Origin of the sequence: Ruminococcus sp. RTP21359st1_H3_RTP21359_211015, assembly GCF_040909065.1 — a bacterium.
In the GTDB taxonomy this organism is placed as follows: Bacteria; Bacillota; Clostridia; order Oscillospirales; family Ruminococcaceae; genus Hominimerdicola; species Hominimerdicola aceti.
In genome coordinates this window covers 1-1,393 of record NZ_JBDGDD010000057.1, presented here as the reverse complement: position 1 = coordinate 1,393, position 1,393 = coordinate 1, and the positions used below count along the sequence as shown (strand labels likewise).

The 1,393-nt window shown below is 44.1% G+C and carries 1 protein-coding gene and 1 pseudogene; both read right to left on the bottom strand.

What is annotated here, in order from left to right; genetic code table 11:
- Positions 1–399 (bottom strand): annotated as a pseudogene (locus AB5Z01_RS13320) (mucin-desulfating sulfatase); the annotation flags it as partial.
- A gap of 1 nt (position 400) precedes the next feature.
- Positions 401–1,393, bottom strand: a 993-nt coding sequence (locus AB5Z01_RS13315) for a polysaccharide biosynthesis protein (protein ID WP_368365603.1), incomplete at its 5' end; no start/stop codon positions are given.

The following is a 1,393-nucleotide window of genomic DNA, read 5'->3' as shown; positions in this document are numbered from 1 at the left end:
GCCCTGTTCGATCACACAGCCATGATCCACGATAGCACCCAAATTGATGATACAGCCACGTTTCACTGTCACATCTGTATTGATAACAGCTTTCGGAAGCACCACAACGCCCTTTTCGACAGATGCGGTAGGACTTACATAAGCTGTAGGATGCACAACAGTGGCAAGTCTGCCGTCTGCTCTAGTTATTTTATCGCACCAAGACAAACGAAACTCGTTATTTCCAAAGGCAGGAATAAATTCCGTATCGTCAGCAATATATTTAGTAAAAGAATCAAGCGTACGGTCGGCAAATCTATCGTCCAGCATAGCTATCACATCATAGCCCAGCTGTTCTGAAACGTCCTTAACAGTATTTGCATATCCGCCTGCACCGAGGATGACCAACTTCTTTGACATATCAATCCTCAGCCAATCTCTCCTGGATATATGCAAGCTTAAGCATTTTTTCCTTTATTTCTTCCTTATTAAGGAGCTTTGTATTATTACTATTGAACTCAGTGAGAGTATTTCTATCTGCGTCGCCGTCTCTAAAGAACTTATCATAGTTCAGACCTCTATTATCGGCAGGGACACGATAGAAGCCGCCAAGGTCGATAGCCTTTGCGCACTCCTCATTGGTAAGAAGTGTTTCGTACATTTTCTCGCCATGGCGGATACCAATGACTTTGATATCCTCTTTTTTGCCGCCAAACATTTCAGTAACGGCTTCAGCCTGAAGACCGATAGAACAAGCGGGGGCTTTCATGATAAGCAGGTCGCCGTTTTCTCCGTTCTCGAAAGCATAGAGTACAAGGTCGACAGCTTCTTCAAGTGACATAATGAAACGAGTCATATTAGGCTCTGTTACAGTAATAGGGTTGCCTGCTTTGATCTGGTCGATCCACAGAGGGATAACAGATCCACGGGAGCACATTACGTTACCATAACGAGTACAGCAGATTTTAGTTTTTCCGCTATATCTGCTTTTAGCGATAGCGACGCTTTCTTCAAGAGATTTTGACTTACCCATGGCATTGATAGGGTAGGCTGCTTTATCAGTTGAAAGGCATATTACTGCTTCAACGCCCTCCTCGATAGCGGCTGTCAGGACGTTATCTGTACCGATAATATTAGTTTTTACGGCTTCCATTGGGAAAAACTCACAAGACGGGACCTGCTTGAGTGCAGCCGCATGGAATATGTAATCTACGCCGTGCATAGCGTCCTTACAGGACTGCAAATTTCTCACGTCGCCTATGTAGAACTTGATCTTATCCGCTACCTCAGGCATTTTCGCCTGATACTCATGACGCATATCGTCCTGCTTTTTCTCGTCTCTCGAAAATATTCTGATCTCTCCGATATCTGTTTCCAGAAATCTGTTTAATACTGCGTTTCCAAATGATCCCGT